The following is a 15,353-nucleotide window of genomic DNA, read 5'->3' on the forward strand; positions in this document are numbered from 1 at the left end:
CGTCAGAGCGGGAGGATGACACTGCCCATCACCGCCGTCAGGCGCGACATGATGTCGGTCCAGAGCCCCGTCACCATCAGGACGCCGAGCGCGATGAGCAGGATCCCACCGATGACGTTGACGATGCGGACATGCCGGCGCAGGAATCCGATAGCTTTCGTCGCCCATCCGAAGCCGAGAGCGACGAGCAGAAACGGGATACCGAGGCCGAGCGAGTAGGCGAGCCCGAGGGAACCCGCCCGTACGGGATCACCGGCGTTGAACGACAACGCGAAGATCGCTGTGAGCGTGGGCCCCAAGCAAGGCGCCCAGCCGATGCCGAGCGCGATGCCCAGCATCGGAGCGCCGATGATGCCGGCTTTCGCATCTACATGGAAGCGGAGCTCACGTTGCGCGAAACCGAACAGGCCGAGGAAGACCAGCCCCATCGCGATAATGACGACGCCCAGGATTCGGGTGATGAGCTCACCCCACTGCAGGAGGAAGACGCTGGCCACCCCGCCCAAAGCAGTGATGGAGACGAACACCAGACTGAATCCGAGGATGAACAGCAGCACGCCCCCGACGAGCCGCCCGCGCGTCGCGGTCTCGGTGGTCTGTGTCGTCGTCCCGCCTGCTGCACCGGCAGCAGCGGTGGTCGTCCGCGGCGCGACGGCGCCGCCGAGGAAGCCGAGATAGCCGGGAACGAGGGGGAGCACGCACGGGGAGAGGAACGAGACGAGTCCCGCGAGCATCGCGACCGGAATCGCGATCCAGAGGGCCCCGGAGCCGATGATCGCTTCGGGACTCATGAGCAGTCCTGGCCGCTCACGAGTCCTCCGCGAGCGCGTCCTTGACGAGCGTGGAGAGGATCGACTTGCCGTCGATGGGCCCGATGATGCGCGCGGCGACCCTGCCCTGCTTGTCGATCACGAGAGTCGTCGGCGTCGCGGCGATGGGCGTCTCCTTCGCGAAGGCGAGCTTCGCCTGGGCCGTGTCGACGTCGATCAGGCTCGGGTACGTGACGCCATACTCGTTCGCGAAGGCCACGGCGGTATCGGCCTGATCACGGGTGTTGATGCCGATGAACGCGACGTCCTGATCGCGGAAGTCCTGCCAGACCCCTTCCAGGTCGGCCGCTTCGAGACGGCACGGCGCGCACCCCGCGTACCAGAAGTTGACGACCGCGACCTTGCCGGCGATGTCGGCGCTGTCGAACTTCTCGCCCTTCTCCGTGACGCCGCTGAACGCCACGGGCTCACCGCGCTCGGCGACGGGGACCTCGACGATCGCGCCGTCGGCCGCGACATAGCCGGTGTTCTCACCGTTCAGGAAGGATTCACTGACCGGATCGGGAGCGCACGCGCTCAGACCGATGGCGAGCACCGCAACGAGCGCTGCACCGACCGCACGGCGCGAACGCCGGCTGCGGGAGGAGCGGCCGCTGCGGATCTGACGGACCGTCGAATCGCTTGGCACGACTCCGAGTTTACGCAGAGGATCCTATGCACGAGGTGGAAGCGACGGCCCTCGCGACGCGCCTCAGAAGCGGGCGAGAACGTCGTCCACGCCCGCCCGGAAGCGCGGACACGTGGCGATGTCGTGCGCACGACAGCCCATCGCGTGCTCGGTCATCGCGCGCGACAGACGCATCTCCTCCATGCGCTTGTCGAGGTCGTCCAGGTGTTGCTGCAGCACCTGATGCCGCCCGAAACTCCCGTCATCGAGCAGCACGGCGATCTGGTCGAGTGTCATGCCCGCTGCCTTGCTGCGCTGGATCACGGCGATGCGCACGACCTCGTCCTCGCCATAGCGCCGTCGCCCCGCAGCGTCTCGCGGCGGCCGCAGCAGACCCACCGATTCCCAGTGCCGCAGCACGTTCGTCGGCAACTCGAAGCGGGCGGCGACCTCGCCCACGGACCAGGGGTGCCCATCGCTTGACTTCATGTTGACATGAAGTCACAGACTGACCAGGAACGCAACATCCAGAGGAAGGACCACCATGTACGACGCCATCGTTATCGGCGCAGGACCGGCAGGACTGCAGGCCGCTCTGACCCTCGGACGGATGCACCGCTCCACGCTGCTGCTGGATTCGGGCGAGTACCGCAACGGCACCGTCCTGCACATGCACAACATGGTCGGCGCGGACGGCACTCCCCCTGCCGAGTTCCGAGCGACGGCCCGCACAGAGCTCGCCGCCTACGACGACGTGGAGATCCGCGAGACCGCGGCGACGAGCGTCACTGGTGTCGAGGACGCGTTCGTGGTGGGACTCGTCGACGGCTCGGAGGTGGAGGGGCGGCGGGTCATCCTGGCCACCGGGGTCGCGGATGAACTCCCGACCGCACCCGGGCTGCAGGACCTGTGGGGCACGCTCGCCTTCAGCTGCCCGTTCTGCGATGGGCACGAGCACGCCGGGAAGGACATAGCCATCATCGGCGCCGCCCCTCGCGCCGAGCACCTCATCGGGTTGCTGGGGAGGATCGTCGCGAGCATCACGGTCGTGCCGATCGGGGAGAAGTTCGCGGACGACGACCTCCGTGCGCTCGAGGCGAAGGGCGCGCAGGTGAGTCGCACCCCCATCGCCTCCGTCGAGCGAGTCGACGACGGGGTACGCATCCTCACGGACGACGAGCGCGTGGTCGCGGGGGTCTTCGTCGCCGCGGGTGCGATGCGTCAGCGGTCTCCGTTCGCCGCGCAGCTCGGCCTGGACATGCTCGAGTCCGGGTGCATCGAGATCGACGAGTTCGGACGCACCTCGCGCCCTGGGGTGTTCGCCGCGGGCGACCTCGCCCACCGCGCGACCCTCCCCGGCCCGATGGCGTCCGTCCTGCTCGCAGCCGCCGCGGGTCAGCTGGCCGCGGTCGGCATCATCCAGTCACTCCTGGCCGCCGAGAACTGACCCGTTTCGAATCGCGCGAATGGTTCCATCCGTCACCGGAACGGGACCATTTGCGCGATTCGAAGGGTCAGACCGCGCCGACGTCGACGGCACCGCCGGTCGCTGCGGGCTCGGCATACGCCACCTCGCGCCACACGTCGCCGACGCGCTCGAACGAGGTGACGCTCGACAGGGCGCAGCGTCGGGTGCGCGGGTCGTGCCGCAGTGGAAGCCCCGCGACACGGAGGTGGGTGATCCAGATCGGCGCCTGGTGCGACACCATCACGACGTCGCCGTCGGTTGCCGCGTCCCACGCCTCGTCCATGACACCGAGCATCCGCTCGGCGATGGAGGAGTAGGGCTCCCCCCAGCTGGGAACCGAGGGCTGACGCAGATGCCACCAGTTCAGGGGGTTCATCAGGGAACGGCGCATCTGCGTCCCCTCGAACACGTTCGTGGGCTCGATCAGCCGGATGTCGATCTCCGGCGCGAGGTCGAACGTCTCGGCGAACGGCTCGGCCGACTCCTGGGCGCGTTCGAGAGGCGACGCGTACAGAGCGGAGACGGGACGGTCGAGCGCAGCCACATGATCGGCGGCCGCTGCGGCCATCCCCCGGCCCGCGTCGCTCAGGTGGTAGTCGGGAAGACGACCGTAGAGCACGCGGGCCGGATTGTGCACCTCACCGTGTCGCACGAGGTGCAGCCGGGACGCCGCCATGTCACGCCTTGCTGTAGCGCGAGTCCCCGAAGCCGAGGATCAGGTACCCGATGTACGGGAAGAGGAACAGCAGGAAGAACGAGAACACCCCGCCCTTGCCGAAGCGCGCGCCGAGCTTGAACGCGACGATGATCGCCAGGATCACGTTGGCGACCGGGACGAGGTACAGCAGCGCGAACCAGCCGGAGAGGCCGGCGATCTTCACCAGGAAGACGAGGTTCACGAGCGGGATGATGGCGAGGATTCCGGGGTATCCGGCCTTGGTGAAGACCTTCCACAGTCCGACCGCGACGAGGATGTAGAAGACGAGTGCGATCAATCCGGTGGTACCCGAGAAGATCGACGCATAGAGATCGGAGATGCCGTTGTTGTCCACGGTGCACTCTTTCTGTGTATGAGCTGTGTCGTGGCGATCCTACTGATATGCCGGCGCGGCCGTCGCTGACGGGGCCGATGACGGGCTGAGCGCCCCCGTAGAATGGGCGGGTTCCCCATTTCCCAGATCAGAAGGAATACTCCGTGCTTCGCACCCACTCGGCAGGCTCTCTGCGAGCCGAGCACATCGGTCAGACCGTCACCCTCTCGGGTTGGGTCGATCGCCGTCGTGACCACGGAGGAGTCGCTTTCATCGATCTGCGGGACGCCTCCGGCATCGCCCAGGTCGTCATCCGCGACGAGGAGATCGCGCACCCGCTGCGCAACGAGTTCGTCCTGAAGGTGACCGGCGAGGTCTCGCGGCGCCCCGAGGGCAACGCGAATCCCAACCTTCCCACCGGCGAGGTCGAGCTCATCGCGACCGACGTCGAGGTGCTGAACGAGTCCGCTCCGCTCCCCTTCCAGGTCTCCACGGCTCTTGCCGACACCGAGACCGTGGGCGAAGAGGCGCGCCTCAAGTACCGCTACCTCGACCTGCGCCGCCCGGCCCCGGCCGCCGCCCTGCGTCTGCGCTCGAACGTCTACAAGGCGATCCGCGACGTGCTGCACGCCGACGACTTCACCGAGGTCGAGACGCCGACCCTCACCCGCTCCACGCCGGAGGGCGCCCGTGACTTCCTGGTCCCCGCGCGCCTGAGCCCCGGCAGCTGGTACGCACTGCCCCAGTCCCCGCAGCTGTTCAAGCAGCTGCTCATGGTGGGCGGCGTCGAGAAGTACTTCCAGATCGCGCGCTGCTACCGCGATGAGGACTTCCGCGCCGACCGTCAGCCGGAGTTCACGCAGCTCGACATCGAGATGAGCTTCGTCGACCAGGAGGACGTGATCGCCCTCATGGAGTCGCTCATCGTGGCGATGTGGGCGACCATCGGCGTCGAGGTGCAGACCCCGCTGCCGCGCATGACCTATGCCGAGGCGATGGCCAAGTACGGCTCCGACAAGCCCGACCTCCGCTTCGGTCTCGAGCTCGTCGAGGCGACCGACTACTTCAAGGACACCCCGTTCCGTGTCTTCCAGGCCGAGTACGTCGGCGCGGTGCGCATGCCCGGCGGTGCGAGCCAGCCGCGCAAGCAGCTCGACGCGTGGCAGGACTGGGCCAAGCAGCGCGGTGCCCGTGGGCTGGCATACGTCCTGTTCAACGAGGACGGCACGCTGGGTGGCCCCGCCGCCAAGAACCTCTCCGAGTCCGAGCAGGCCGGGCTCGCCGAGCTCGTCGGCGCCGAGCCGGGCGACTGCGTGTTCTTCGCCGCCGGTGAGACCAAGCAGAGCCGTGCACTGCTCGGTGCAGCGCGCGTCGAGATCGGTCGCCGCCTGGGCTATCTGAACCCCGACGAGTTCGCCTTCACATGGGTCGTCGACGCTCCCATGTTCGAGCCAGCCGCCGACGCGGTGGCCTCCGGTGACGTGGCAGTCGGCGCTGGGGCCTGGACGGCCGTGCACCACGCGTTCACGGGCCCCAAGCCCGAGTTCGAGGACACGTTCGACACCGACCCCGGGTCGGCCCTCGCCTACGCGTACGACATCGTGTGCAACGGCTCGGAGCTCGGCGGCGGATCCATCCGCATCCACCGTGAAGACATCCAGAAGCGGGTCTTCGAGGTCATGGGCATCAGCGACGAGCAGGCCGACGAGCAGTTCGGCTTCCTGCTCGACGCGTTCAAGTTCGGCGCACCGCCCCACGGGGGGATCGCGCTCGGCATGGACCGCGTGCTCCAGCACCTCACCAAGACCGAGTCGATCCGCGAGGTCATCGCGTTCCCGAAGTCGGGCAACGGCTTCGACCCGCTGACCTCCGCTCCGGCACCGATCACCGATGCGCAGCGCGCCGAGGCCGGCGTCGACTACGAGCCCGAGGACGACGAGGACTGACGCCAGCCGCCTCGCGCGGGATCAGGCACTCACGCCGGATCAGGCGGTTCTTCGCAGAACCTGCCTGATCCGGCGTTTCTGCCTGAACCGGCGCGTTGTCAGGAGGCCAGAACAGCCAGTGCCGGGACGATGTTCTCGTTCCACACATCGACGCCGAGCTTGCCGATCAGAGCCACCACGACCACGAGGAACACGACGCGGATGAACGTGGTCCCTCGCGAGATCGCCATGCGTGATCCGAGGTAGCTTCCGGCGACGTTCGCGACCGCGAGGATGCCCCCGAGCAGCCACAGCACGGCGCCGTGCGGGATGAACAGGAGCAGCGCTCCCGCGTTCGTCGCGAGGTTGACGATCTTGGCCTTCGCACTGGCCTGCAGGAAGTCGTAGCCGAGCAGCGCGACGAGTGTGATCACGAGGAAGGTACCGGTGCCAGGGCCGATCATCCCGTCGTAGAAGCCGATGCCGAGTCCCGCTGCGCCCGCCATGATGTGGTGCTTGTGCCCATGGAACCGCAGCTGAGTCGCCGCGCCCATCTGCGGCCGGAACGCGGTGAACAGAGCCACCGCGAGCAGCGCGATCACGATGATGGGTTTGAACGCGGCAGGGGGCAGCACGGTGGCGACAGCCGCCCCTCCGAAGGAGCCGATCAACGCGATGATCGCCATCGGCAAGGCGGTGCGCAGGTCCGGTTTAGCTCGTCGGTAGTAGGTGACGCTGCTGGTGGCCGTGCCGAACACCGAGGCGAGCTTGTTCGTCGCGAGAGCCTGCACCGGTGAGATGCCGGGGATCAGCAGCAGCGCCGGCAGCTGCAGCAGCCCTCCCCCGCCCACGACCGCATCGATCCAGCCGGCACAGAACGCGGCGATGACCACGAGCAGCAGCATCCCCCACGTGAGCTGCTCCAGTCCGAGCACAGTGCCGATATCCACCTCGCAATGATTCCAGAGAGTCGGCGTCGCCCTCGCATCCGCGCTCGGGTTCGACGCATGCGCTGACAGACTGGAGGCATGCTCGACGCCCTCCCGCTGCCCCACACCTTCGAATCGCGCATCGGCACCGCGCTCCTGCGCCGCGCGAGCGTCGACGACACGGATGCCGTGATCGCCCTGCTCGCCGACGACCCGATCAGCGCAGCCCGGGGCGATGTGGCATCCGACGAGGACCGCCCGGCCTATGAGCGCGGCCTCCGCGAGATCCTCGCCGAGCCGTCGAACGACCTGCTCGTGGTCGAGCTCGACGACGCAGTGGTCGGCACACTGCAGCTCACCTCGATCCCTGGCATGGCGCGTCGCGGCGCGCGGCGGTTGCTGGTCGAGGCGGTGCGCGTGCAGAGCAGTCTGCGCTCGTCGGGCATCGGCTCCGCCGTGATGCGCTGGGTCGGAGACGTCGCCGCCCCCGCCGTAGGTGCGAGCATGGTTCAGCTCACCTCCGACGCCGCCCGCGTCGATGCCCACCGCTTCTACGAGCGTCTCGGCTACGTCGGCTCGCACCGCGGCTTCAAGTACAGCGTCACCCCGAACTGACGGCCGCGGCGCAGTTCGGCCACCACCTCGCCACCATCCGTTCACCTGACCCGCGACGGACGGCAACCTCCGCCTCATAGTGTCCTCTCGCAACCCGACACCGGCTCACAGCGCCGGACACCCGAGAGGACACTCATGGCTCGCTTCACCCGCCGCGCGCGCATCGGCGCCGGCATCGCCCTGGCCACCACGGCCGCACTCGCGCTCACCGCCTGCTCCGGAGCAGCAGACGCCTCCGGCGGCGGCAGCTCCGACGTGGACGCGTCCGCAGCGACCTCGGTCGCCGACTTCGGCACGTTCGCCGACCTCGAGGCCGCGGCCAAGGCAGAGGGATCGCTCAACGTCATCGCGCTCCCCCGCGATTGGGCGAACTACGGCGAGATCCTCGACCTCTTCGCCGAGAAGTATCCGGAGATCACCATCAACGAGGCGTCTCCCGACGTCTCGAGCGCCGAGGAGATCCAGGCTGCAAAGACGAACGAGGGTCTCGACACCGCGCCCGACGTCTTCGACATCGGCCTCACGGTCGCCCTGCAGAACACCGATGTCTTCGCGCCGTACAAGGTGCAGACGTGGGACGACATCCCCGACGAGCTGAAGGAGCCGACCGGCCTCTTCGTGGGCGACTACGGCGGGTACATGTCGATCGGCTACGACTCGTCGAAGTTCGACGCTCCCGCCGAGCTCTCCGACCTGCTCTCCGCCGACTACAAGGGTGCCGTCGCGATCAACGGCGACCCGACCCAGGCGGGGGCCGCATTCGCCGCCGTCGGTCTCGCGACCGTGCAGTCCGACGGCACGCTGGACGACTTCCAGCCGGGCATCGACTTCTTCTCCGAGCTGCAGAAGGCCGGAAACCTGCTCAAGGTCGACGTCACCACCGCGACCATCGCGAGCGGCGAGACCCCGGTCGTCTTCGACTGGGACTACCTGAACGCCTCGCACACGGCGGACAACAAGGACTGGAAGGTCGTCGTGTTCGACGGCACCGGTTACGCCGGGTACTACAACCAGGCCATCAACGCCGACGCCCCGCACCCGGCTGCTGCCCGCCTGTGGCAGGAGTTCCTCTACAGCGACGAGGTGCAGAACCTGTGGCTGAAGGGCGGCGCCCGTCCGGTGCGCATGGAGGCGATGACGGACGCCGGCACGATCGACGCCGACCTGGCCGCCGCGCTCCCCGAGGCTCCGGAGGAGACCGTGGTCCCCACCGAGAAGCAGTCGACGAACGCCGGAACCCTGCTCGGCGAGAAGTGGGCCGCGGCGGTCCAGTGACCACCCTCACCGCAACGGGGACGGATGCCGAGGCGTCCGTCCCCACCACGCCCGCCGGGTCCTCGCCACGCGCGAGGGCCCGGCGGTCCGCTCCGTCCTTCGCATGGCTGGGTCTCGTCCCCTTCGCCGCCTACGTCGTGCTGTTCCTCGCAGTGCCGACGATCCTGGCGATCGGCTCCGGCTTCTTCACCAAGGACGGCTCGTTCACCTGGGCGAACATGTCGGCGCTCGCCGACCCCGTCGTGCTCAACACGTTCGCCAACTCGGCCGGCCTCTCCCTGCTCACCGCGGTGGTCGGCGCACTCGTCGGTGCGCTGGTCTGCTACGCGCTGCTCGGCATGGACCCCGAAGGCCGGACCCGATCGGCCGTCGACGCCGCCGCCGGTGTGCTCGCGCAGTTCGGCGGCGTCATGCTCGCCTTCGCCTTCATCGCGACCATCGGCATCCAGGGCGTCGTCACGGTGTTCTTGAAGGACACCTTCGGCGTGAACATCTTCGAGAACGGCACCTGGCTGTACGAGCTGCCCGGGCTGATCCTCCCCTACTTCTACTTCCAGATCCCCCTCATGGTCATCACCTTCATGCCGGCCCTCGCCGCCCTCAAGCCGCAGTGGGCCGAGGCCAACCTCACCCTCGGCGGCACCCGAACGAGCTTCTGGCTGCGTATCGGCATCCCCGTGCTCGCCCCCTCTTTCCTCGCCAGCCTGCTGCTGCTGTTCGCGAACGCGTTCTCGTCGTATGCCACCGCCGCCGCTCTCGCCAGCCAGGGCGCCCAGATCGTGCCGCTGCAGATCCGCACGGCGCTCACGAGCGAGACGGTGCTCGGTCGGGAGAACCTCGCCGGTGCCCTCGCGCTCGGCATGATCGTGATCGTCGGAGTCGTGATGGCCCTGTACTCCCTCGTGCAGCGACGTGCAGCGAGGTGGCAGTCGTGAACCGGCTCGGGCCCTCCCGGACGACCCGATGGGTGATCGGCATCCTCGTGGGCGCATTCTTCGCGGTGCCGCTGGTGTCGACGTTCCTCTTCACGCTGCGTGACCCCGCCGGCGGACTCTCCTTCGCCCGCTGGGTCGCGTTGTTCGACCCGGCGGCCGCAGCCACCCTCAAGCCGATCTGGACGGGCCTCGGCAACTCGCTGATCCTGGCCGTGGTCACCGTCGCCATCGTGCTGCTGCTGCTCGCCCCGACCATGATCCTGGTGAACCTGCGCTTCCCGACGCTCAAGCCCGCCTTCGAGTTCGCGGTGCTGCTGCCCATCTCGATCCCGGCGATCGTGCTCGTGGTCGGCCTCGCACCGATCTATCTGCAGATCGGGCGCGCTTTCGGGACCGGCACCTGGACTCTCGCCTTCGCCTACGGGATCACGGTGCTGCCATTCGCATTCCGGTCCATCCAGGCGTCGATCGATGCGGCCGATCTCCGGACTCTCTCGGAAGCCGCTCGGTCACTCGGGGCGAGCTGGCCGACGGTCGTGCTCAAGGTTCTCGCACCGAACCTGCGTCAGGGCCTGCTCGCCGCATCGCTGATCTCCATCGCCGTCGTCCTCGGAGAGTTCACGATCGCCTCGCTCCTGAATCGCCAGGTGTTCCAGACCGCGATGGTCGTCGTCAACAAACAGGACCCGTATGCGCCTGCCATCTTCACCCTGCTCGCGCTGGTGTTCGTCTTCCTCCTGCTCCTCGTCATCGGCCGCGTCGCCCGCGGCACCGGAAAGGCCCGCTCATGACCGTCGACCACGCGCTGCCGCGCACCAAGGACAACCTGCTGCTCGCCCAGGCGGGCGAAGGCACCCGCGTCGAGCTGCAGGGCATCGTCAAGAGCTACGCGGGCAACCGGGTGCTGCACGGGGTCGACCTCGACATCGCCCCCGGCGAGTTCGTCTCACTGCTCGGCCCTTCCGGGTGCGGCAAGACCACACTGCTCCGTGTGCTCGCAGGCCTCGAAGGGGCGGACGAAGGCGCGGTGCTCCTCGGTGGCGGCGACGTGTCGCGGGTGCCGACCAACAAGCGCGACATCGGGATGGTCTTCCAGTCGTACTCGCTCTTCCCGCACCTGCGGGTCGCCGAGAACACCGCGTTCGGCCTGCGGCGACGCGGCGTCGGCAAGGCGGAGGCCTCACGGCGCGCGGTCGACGCCCTCGCCCTGGTCGGACTCGCCGACTTCGCCGATCGGTTCCCGCACCAGCTCTCCGGTGGACAGCAGCAGCGCGTGGCACTGGCACGGGCGCTGGTGACCGAGCCGAAGGTGCTGCTGCTCGACGAACCGCTCTCGGCACTCGATGCGAAGGTGCGCGTGCAGCTGCGCGATGAGATCCGCCGCATCCAGCTGCGGCTCGGCATCACGACCGTGTTCGTCACGCACGATCAGGAAGAGGCTCTGGCCGTCTCGGACCGGATCGCGGTGATGAACGCCGGTCGCATCGAGCAGATCGGCTCTCCTGAGCAGCTGTACACGAAGCCATCGACGGCCGGAGTGGCCGCGTTCGTGGGTCTGTCGAGCGTCGTGTCGGGCGTCGCCGAGGGCGATCACGTGATGGTCTGGGGACAGCGGCTTCCGCTGCAGTCTCCCGCCGACGGTCCGGTGGATGTGTATCTGCGCCCGGAGAACGTCTACTTCGCCTCCGAGACCGACGCCGCGGCCGAGGCGCTGGTCGAGGAGAGCACCTTCCTGGGGAGCATGCGTCGAACGCTCGTGCGCACCGAGTCGGGCGAGCTCGTCCGGGTGCAGCACGCGCCAGGGACCCACCCGGCCTTCGGCGACCGGGTGCACATCGCGATCGCTCCGGAGCCCGTGGCCGTGCATCCGCGCGGCTGACTCGTCGCTCTTCCCTTGACCTACCCCGGGCGCTAGCGTGAGGGCCGAGGGGCGGGGTTCCCTCCATCCGAGAGAGAAAGGACGCCTCATGGCAGGCAAGTTCGAGCTGTACACCGACAAGTCCGGCGAGTACCGGTTCCGCCTGAAGGCCGGCAACGGCGAGGTCATCGCCACCAGCGAGGGCTACTCGTCGAAGTCCGCGGCTCTGAACGGCATCGACTCCGTCCGCCGCAATGCCTCGGACGCCGAGGTCGTCGAAGCCTGACCCCACCGATACCCACGTTTCACGTCGAGACCCCCTGTTGCAGACGTCTGCAACAGGGGTCTCGGCGATTGCGATGGGTCTCGGCGAACCGGATCCGGTGTCAGAGCACGCGGGAGAGGAAATCCTTCGTGCGCTGATGCTGCGGGTTGCCGAGCACCTCACGCGGATCGCCCTCTTCGACGATGTAGCCACCATCCATGAAGATGAGACGGGATCCGACTTCGCGCGCGAAGCCCATCTCGTGCGTGACGACGAGCATCGTCATCCCCTCGTCGGCCAGCGAGCGCATGACCTGCAGCACCTCGCCGACCAGTTCGGGGTCGAGCGCCGAGGTGGGCTCGTCGAACAGCATCATGTCAGGGTTCATGCACAGCGCTCTGGCGATCGCCACGCGCTGCTGCTGCCCTCCCGAGAGGTGCCCGGGGTAGGCGTCGGCCTTCTCCGCGAGACCGACCCTGGCGAGCATGGCGTGGGCGATCAACTCGGCTTCCTTCTTCGACCGCTTCTTCACGCGCTGCTGGGCGATCGTGAGGTTGCCGAGCACGTCGAGGTGAGGGAAGAGGTTGAAGCTCTGGAAGACCATGCCGATGCGGGTGCGCACGCGGTCGATGTCGACGTCGGGGTCAGTGATGTCGATCCCCTCGATCAGCACCTTGCCGCCGGTCGGCTCCTCGAGCAGGTTCACCGAGCGCAGCAGCGTCGACTTCCCCGACCCCGAAGGTCCGATCACACACACGACCTCTCCCTTGGTGACGGTGAGGTCGATGCCCTTGAGCACCTCGTTGTCGCCGAACGACTTCACGAGCCCCTGCACGTCGATCGCGGGGGCGTGGACATCAATCAGGTCGGTGATCATCGCTGCCTCGACATCCGTCGCTCCAGCCACGCGCTGAAACGCGTGAGCGGGATCGTCACGATCAGGTACAGGATCGCCGCCATGATCAGCGGCGTTCCGTTCGCGTTCTGCGTGCTCGCATCGCGGGCGAAGGTCGTGAGCTCCTTCGACCAGATGAAGGATCCCGCGACGAACAGCAGCGACGTGTCCTTGAGCAGCAGGACGAACTCGTTGGTCAGGGGCGGGATGATGATCCGGAACCCCTGCGGCACGACGATCCAGAACGTCGTCTTCATGGGCGACATGCCGAGCGAGCGTGCCGCCTCGGTCTGTCCCTTCGGGACGGCCTGGATACCCGCACGGATCGTCTCGGCCATGTACGCCGAGGCGACCAGCACGAGGCCGATGAGTCCGAGCACGACCGGCCCGCCGAGCTTCGTCCCCGGCACGCCCAGGGCGATCGGCAGGATGAAGGCGATGCCGAAGATCGTGAGGATCGCGGGCAGGCCGCGGAACAACTCGATCCACACCGTCGCGATCCAGCGGAACGGCGCGATGGTCGACAGCTTCATGAGTGCCAGCACCACGCCCAGGATCAGGCCGCCGGTGAAGGCGACGGCCGTGAACCACAGCGTGTTGACCAGCGCAGTCGTGATGATCCCGGGGAACATCTTCGCCGCGACTTCAGGATTGAAGAACAGCGGTCCGATCTTCGCCCAGTCGGTGCTCACGATCGCCCAGACGGCGATCGCGATCAGCACCACGTAGACCGTGTAGCGATACAGCTTGCTCTTGGTGGTCCGCCTCAACGCCATCGTCGAGGTCCTCCCGCTCTACCGATCCCGCCGGTCACTTGGCCGCGAGGTACTTGTCGTAGATCTTCTGGTATCCGCCGTCGTCCTGGAGCTCCTTGAGCGCCTTGTTGACCGCATCGCGCAGCTCGTCCTTCTCACCCTTGGCGAAGGCGAAGCCGTAGGACTCGTCGGTCGGGTACGTCTCGACGATCTTGTAGTCGGGGTCGTCCTGCTCGTGAACGTAGTTGACGGGCTGGTCCTGCAGGATCGCGTCGATCTGCCCCGCCTGCATGGCCGGCCACAGCTCACCGTCCGAGGGGTACTGCACGAGCTGCGCGCCCGGTGCGTTCTCGCCCGCGTAGGTCTCTCCGGTGGTGCCCTGCTGCACGCCGACGTTCTTGCCGTCGAGGTCGTCGATCGAGGTGATGCCGGAGTCGGCGCGGACCAGGAGCGACTGCAACGAGTCGACGTAGGGGTCGGAGAAGTCGATGTTGGCCTTGCGCTCGTCGGTGATCGTCATCGCCGACGCACCGATGTCACACGTTCCGGCGGCGAGGGTCGTGCCGGACTGCAGCGCATCGAAGCCCACGTCCTGCACGGAGAGCTTCAGGTCGATCTTCTCGGCGATCGCGCTGAGCAGATCGATGTCGAAGCCCGAGTAGCCGGTCTCGCTGGACGAGTCCTCGACCTCGAACGGCGGGTAGGGGACGTCGGAGCACACGGTGAGCGTCCCGGGCTCGACGAGGCCGTACTTGTCGTCGGCGGCGGGAGCGTCGCTGCTGCCCGCGTCGGACGATCCGGTGGCGCAGCCGGCGAGCGCGAGGGTGGCCGTCGCCACGAGGGCGAGACCGGCGATGAGGTTGCGACGAGGCATGTCGGCTCCTGTGAGTCGAGGGCACGGAGGCCCGCTGACGGGTAGGAGTTCATCTAAACATGCGGCTCGTCGCGTGACCAATGACATCGGCGCCCACGCACATTACGTTTGTGTTGCGAGTACGCCCCGATCACGCGCGAAATCGAGTTCCAGGACTCGCGCGACGCGGTCTCAGACCTCGAAGTCGACCGCGACGCGGGAGGCGACCACCGACCGGATGTACGCGGCGACCTCCTCGTGCGCGGGGTGCACCTGGTACTCGTCGATCGCGTCGACGGATGCGAAGTCGGCGACCAGCGTCACGTCCCAGTTCACATCGGGGTAGGCGACGTTCGCGCCGGCCGAGATCGAGAGGAGCTGCGGCACCACACCGTCGAGGGCGTTGAGGCGGCGTGCGACCTCGACGGCCTGCGCAGCCCGCTCGGCCTTGTCTTCGGCGGCGAGCTTCCAGGTCACGACGTGGCGGATCGTCACAGGGACTCCTTCATGCGGGTGGCGGCGGTGTCGCGGACGGAGGCCTCGAGCGCCTCACGCAGCCGATCGGGCGCCACGCGCCAGTGGGCGTGCAGCTCGCCGTCGATCAGGACCACGGGGATCTTCTCCCACCACAGCTCGTAGAGCGCGGGGTCATCCTGGATCGACGCCTCGACGATCTCGATCTGCTCGGCTGCGGCGTCGGGCAGTTCGGCGACCACGGCATCGATGACGTCGGAGGCGACGTCGCACAGGTGGCAGTCGGGCTTGCCGATCAGGGTGAGCGTGGTCACGCCGAAGGCACCTCGACCGCGCGCCCCTGGGCGATCCACTCGCCGGTGCCGCCCTCGACGTTCGTCGCGTCGTAGCCGCGCGACTCGAGCGCCTCGACCACGCGCGCAGAGCGTCCGCCCGCCTGGCAGATGACGTCGAACGCCTCACCAGGCAGCTCTTCGAGACGGTTGCCGATCTCGGACATCGGGATGTTGACGGCACCGGGCACGTGACCCGCGGCGAACTCGTCCACCTCCCGCACATCGATGAGCGGGGTGCCGGTGCGCTCGGCGAGCTCGGTGACGGTGATCGACTTCATGACAACCTCTCGGCAGGACGGAGAT

The 15,353-nt window shown here is 67.8% G+C and carries 20 protein-coding genes; 8 read left to right on the plus strand and 12 right to left on the minus strand.

Annotated features, from left to right (window positions below; genetic code table 11):
• Positions 1 to 2: 2 nt before the first annotated feature.
• The 3 genes from RN51_RS10930 to RN51_RS10940 form a co-directional block, all read right to left on the minus strand.
• Complete coding sequence (locus RN51_RS10930; protein WP_045264094.1) at positions 3 to 791, minus strand: cytochrome c biogenesis CcdA family protein; 789 nt, start codon at positions 789 to 791, stop codon at positions 3 to 5.
• Positions 792 to 807: 16 nt separating this feature from the next.
• Entirely contained in the window at positions 808 to 1,458 is a 651-nt protein-coding gene (locus RN51_RS10935) for a TlpA family protein disulfide reductase (RefSeq protein ID WP_082066557.1), read from the minus strand.
• 63 nt (positions 1,459 to 1,521) lie between these two features.
• Positions 1,522 to 1,926 carry a MerR family transcriptional regulator gene (locus RN51_RS10940; RefSeq protein ID WP_045264095.1) on the minus strand — a complete coding sequence of 135 codons (405 nt, stop codon included), beginning with the start codon at positions 1,924 to 1,926 and terminating at the stop codon, positions 1,522 to 1,524.
• A gap of 55 nt (positions 1,927 to 1,981) precedes the next feature.
• On the opposite strand from RN51_RS10940, the gene RN51_RS10945 reads away from it, so the two are divergent.
• Complete coding sequence (locus tag RN51_RS10945; RefSeq protein ID WP_045264096.1) at positions 1,982 to 2,884, plus strand: NAD(P)/FAD-dependent oxidoreductase; 903 nt, start codon at positions 1,982 to 1,984, stop codon at positions 2,882 to 2,884.
• 67 nt (positions 2,885 to 2,951) lie between these two features.
• On the opposite strand, the gene RN51_RS10950 is transcribed toward RN51_RS10945, so the two are convergent.
• Together RN51_RS10950 and RN51_RS10955 are read right to left on the minus strand one after the other, a co-directional pair.
• On the minus strand, positions 2,952 to 3,581 hold the full coding sequence (locus RN51_RS10950; protein WP_045264097.1) for a histidine phosphatase family protein: 630 nt from the start codon (positions 3,579 to 3,581) through the stop codon (positions 2,952 to 2,954).
• 1 nt (position 3,582) lies between these two features.
• Positions 3,583 to 3,957: a DUF5684 domain-containing protein gene (locus RN51_RS10955; protein WP_045264098.1), complete on the minus strand. Its 375-nt coding sequence runs from the start codon at positions 3,955 to 3,957 to the stop codon at positions 3,583 to 3,585.
• 143 nt (positions 3,958 to 4,100) lie between these two features.
• Here RN51_RS10955 and aspS point away from each other — a divergent pair, with 143 nt between their 5' ends.
• Positions 4,101 to 5,882 (plus strand): aspartate--tRNA ligase, encoded by a 1,782-nt coding sequence (gene aspS / locus RN51_RS10960; protein WP_045264099.1) that lies wholly within the window; start codon positions 4,101 to 4,103, stop codon positions 5,880 to 5,882.
• Between the two features lie 98 nt (positions 5,883 to 5,980).
• Here the strand turns inward: aspS and RN51_RS10965 are convergent, their stop codons facing one another.
• Positions 5,981 to 6,766 carry a sulfite exporter TauE/SafE family protein gene (locus RN51_RS10965; protein WP_045264343.1) on the minus strand — a complete coding sequence of 262 codons (786 nt, stop codon included), beginning with the start codon at positions 6,764 to 6,766 and terminating at the stop codon, positions 5,981 to 5,983.
• Between the two features lie 123 nt (positions 6,767 to 6,889).
• Between RN51_RS10965 and RN51_RS10970 the strand changes: the two genes are divergently transcribed.
• The 6 genes from RN51_RS10970 (at position 6,890) to RN51_RS18235 (ending at position 11,759) form a co-directional block, all read left to right on the plus strand.
• Complete coding sequence (locus RN51_RS10970) at positions 6,890 to 7,405, plus strand: GNAT family N-acetyltransferase (protein WP_045264100.1); 516 nt, start codon at positions 6,890 to 6,892, stop codon at positions 7,403 to 7,405.
• A 135-nt stretch (positions 7,406 to 7,540) separates the two neighbouring features.
• Positions 7,541 to 8,680 (plus strand): ABC transporter substrate-binding protein, encoded by a 1,140-nt coding sequence (locus RN51_RS10975; protein WP_045264101.1) that lies wholly within the window; start codon positions 7,541 to 7,543, stop codon positions 8,678 to 8,680.
• The gene (locus tag RN51_RS10980) at positions 8,677 to 9,615 is read left to right on the plus strand and encodes an ABC transporter permease (protein ID WP_045264344.1); all 939 of its coding nucleotides are present in this window, start codon (positions 8,677 to 8,679) and stop codon (positions 9,613 to 9,615) included. The genes RN51_RS10975 and RN51_RS10980 overlap by 4 nt, the downstream gene beginning before the upstream one ends.
• On the plus strand, positions 9,612 to 10,406 hold the full coding sequence (locus tag RN51_RS10985; RefSeq protein WP_045264102.1) for an ABC transporter permease: 795 nt from the start codon (positions 9,612 to 9,614) through the stop codon (positions 10,404 to 10,406). The genes RN51_RS10980 and RN51_RS10985 overlap by 4 nt, the downstream gene beginning before the upstream one ends.
• The gene (locus RN51_RS10990; protein WP_045264103.1) at positions 10,403 to 11,494 is read left to right on the plus strand and encodes an ABC transporter ATP-binding protein; all 1,092 of its coding nucleotides are present in this window, start codon (positions 10,403 to 10,405) and stop codon (positions 11,492 to 11,494) included. The genes RN51_RS10985 and RN51_RS10990 overlap by 4 nt, the downstream gene beginning before the upstream one ends.
• Positions 11,495 to 11,582: 88 nt before the next feature.
• Positions 11,583 to 11,759, plus strand: a complete 177-nt coding sequence (locus tag RN51_RS18235; protein ID WP_082066559.1) for a YegP family protein — start codon at positions 11,583 to 11,585, stop codon at positions 11,757 to 11,759.
• Between the two features lie 100 nt (positions 11,760 to 11,859).
• Here RN51_RS18235 and RN51_RS10995 read toward each other — a convergent pair whose 3' ends face one another.
• The 6 genes from RN51_RS10995 to RN51_RS11020 all read right to left on the minus strand — a co-directional run bounded on the left by RN51_RS10995 (position 11,860) and on the right by RN51_RS11020 (position 15,328).
• Entirely contained in the window at positions 11,860 to 12,615 is a 756-nt protein-coding gene (locus RN51_RS10995; protein ID WP_045264104.1) for an amino acid ABC transporter ATP-binding protein, read from the minus strand.
• Positions 12,612 to 13,409 carry an amino acid ABC transporter permease gene (locus RN51_RS11000; protein WP_045264105.1) on the minus strand — a complete coding sequence of 266 codons (798 nt, stop codon included), beginning with the start codon at positions 13,407 to 13,409 and terminating at the stop codon, positions 12,612 to 12,614. The genes RN51_RS10995 and RN51_RS11000 overlap by 4 nt, the downstream gene beginning before the upstream one ends.
• 34 nt (positions 13,410 to 13,443) lie before the next feature.
• Positions 13,444 to 14,262 carry a basic amino acid ABC transporter substrate-binding protein gene (locus RN51_RS11005; RefSeq protein WP_045264106.1) on the minus strand — a complete coding sequence of 273 codons (819 nt, stop codon included), beginning with the start codon at positions 14,260 to 14,262 and terminating at the stop codon, positions 13,444 to 13,446.
• Between the two features lie 171 nt (positions 14,263 to 14,433).
• Complete coding sequence (locus tag RN51_RS11010) at positions 14,434 to 14,736, minus strand: Dabb family protein (RefSeq protein WP_045264107.1); 303 nt, start codon at positions 14,734 to 14,736, stop codon at positions 14,434 to 14,436.
• Positions 14,733 to 15,029, minus strand: a complete 297-nt coding sequence (locus RN51_RS11015) for a glutaredoxin family protein (RefSeq protein WP_045264108.1) — start codon at positions 15,027 to 15,029, stop codon at positions 14,733 to 14,735. Before RN51_RS11015 ends, RN51_RS11010 begins: the two co-directional genes overlap by 4 nt.
• On the minus strand, positions 15,026 to 15,328 hold the full coding sequence (locus tag RN51_RS11020; RefSeq protein ID WP_045264109.1) for a rhodanese-like domain-containing protein: 303 nt from the start codon (positions 15,326 to 15,328) through the stop codon (positions 15,026 to 15,028). Before RN51_RS11020 ends, RN51_RS11015 begins: the two co-directional genes overlap by 4 nt.
• Between the last annotated feature and the right edge of the window lie 25 nt (positions 15,329 to 15,353).

It is taken from the genome of Microbacterium oxydans (assembly GCF_000956405.1).
GTDB lineage: Bacteria > Actinomycetota > Actinomycetes > Actinomycetales > Microbacteriaceae > Microbacterium > Microbacterium oxydans_C.

Bases quoted from the DNA above. Each gene is read 5' to 3' on its own strand.
- RN51_RS10930 (WP_045264094.1), bottom strand. From the start codon at position 791: ATGAGTCCCGAAGCGATCATCGGCTCCGGGGCCCTCTGGATCGCGATT.
- RN51_RS10940 (WP_045264095.1), bottom strand. From the start codon at position 1,926: ATGAAGTCAAGCGATGGGCACCCCTGGTCCGTGGGCGAGGTCGCCGCC.
- RN51_RS10945 (WP_045264096.1), top strand. From the start codon at position 1,982: ATGTACGACGCCATCGTTATCGGCGCAGGACCGGCAGGACTGCAGGCC.
- RN51_RS10950 (WP_045264097.1), bottom strand. From the start codon at position 3,581: ATGGCGGCGTCCCGGCTGCACCTCGTGCGACACGGTGAGGTGCACAAT.
- RN51_RS10965 (WP_045264343.1), bottom strand. From the start codon at position 6,766: ATGCTGCTGCTCGTGGTCATCGCCGCGTTCTGTGCCGGCTGGATCGAT.
- RN51_RS10970 (WP_045264100.1), top strand. From the start codon at position 6,890: ATGCTCGACGCCCTCCCGCTGCCCCACACCTTCGAATCGCGCATCGGC.
- RN51_RS10975 (WP_045264101.1), top strand. From the start codon at position 7,541: ATGGCTCGCTTCACCCGCCGCGCGCGCATCGGCGCCGGCATCGCCCTG.
- RN51_RS10990 (WP_045264103.1), top strand. From the start codon at position 10,403: ATGACCGTCGACCACGCGCTGCCGCGCACCAAGGACAACCTGCTGCTC.
- RN51_RS18235 (WP_082066559.1), top strand. From the start codon at position 11,583: ATGGCAGGCAAGTTCGAGCTGTACACCGACAAGTCCGGCGAGTACCGG.
- RN51_RS10995 (WP_045264104.1), bottom strand. From the start codon at position 12,615: ATGATCACCGACCTGATTGATGTCCACGCCCCCGCGATCGACGTGCAG.
- RN51_RS11000 (WP_045264105.1), bottom strand. From the start codon at position 13,409: ATGGCGTTGAGGCGGACCACCAAGAGCAAGCTGTATCGCTACACGGTC.
- RN51_RS11005 (WP_045264106.1), bottom strand. From the start codon at position 14,262: ATGCCTCGTCGCAACCTCATCGCCGGTCTCGCCCTCGTGGCGACGGCC.
- RN51_RS11020 (WP_045264109.1), bottom strand. From the start codon at position 15,328: ATGAAGTCGATCACCGTCACCGAGCTCGCCGAGCGCACCGGCACCCCG.